Source organism: Sphingomonas sp. GC_Shp_5, from assembly GCF_026540855.1.
Taxonomy (GTDB): Bacteria; Pseudomonadota; Alphaproteobacteria; order Sphingomonadales; family Sphingomonadaceae; genus Sphingomonas.
Window position 1 is genome coordinate 1 of record NZ_JALNUP010000062.1, and the last position, 651, is coordinate 651.

A 651-nucleotide genomic window follows, 5' to 3' on the forward strand; every position below is an offset into this window, starting at 1 on the left:
TCAGCCCTACGACGTCCTTGATGCCACCAAGATCATTCCAGAGGAGGTGCTGCCCGTTCGCATCGTCGGCAAAATGGTGCTCGATCGCTATCCCGACAACTTCTTCGCTGAGACCGAACAGGCAGCGTTCGTGCCGAGCCACGTCGTTCCAGGGATCGGCTTTTCCAATGACCCGCTACTCCAGGGTCGGCTGTTCAGCTATACCGATACACAGCTGTCGCGGCTGGGCAGCGTCAATTTCCACCAGCTGCCAATCAACTCGGCCAAGGGGCGCGCCGAGGCGGCAGGCTGTCCATTCCTGAACCAGCAGCGCGATGGCCACATGCAGATGCAAGTGCCAAAAGGCCGTGCCAATTACGAACCCAACAGCCTCGCCAAGGCCGGCGAGCCGGCCGGTGCGCGTGAGACGCCGGATGGCTACCAAACCTTTCCGTCAGAGGAGCAGGGTCAAAAGCTACGGATCCGGCCGGAAAGCTTCGCCGATCATTACAGCCAGGCGCGGCTGTTTTTCCGGTCCATGGATCCTGCAGAGCAGGCGCATATTGCATCTGCGCTAGTGTTCGAACTTAGCAAGGTATCGCTGGAGCACGTTCGTCTCGCCATGGTCGCGAACTTGCGAAACGTCGATGAGGATCTCGCCACGCGCGTTGC

The 651-nt window shown here is 60.1% G+C and carries 1 protein-coding gene; it reads left to right on the forward strand.

Annotation, left to right across the window (positions count from 1 at the left end):
• Positions 1-651, forward strand: a 651-nt coding sequence (locus OXR60_RS19830; protein ID WP_267397783.1) for a catalase, incomplete at both ends; no start/stop codon positions are given.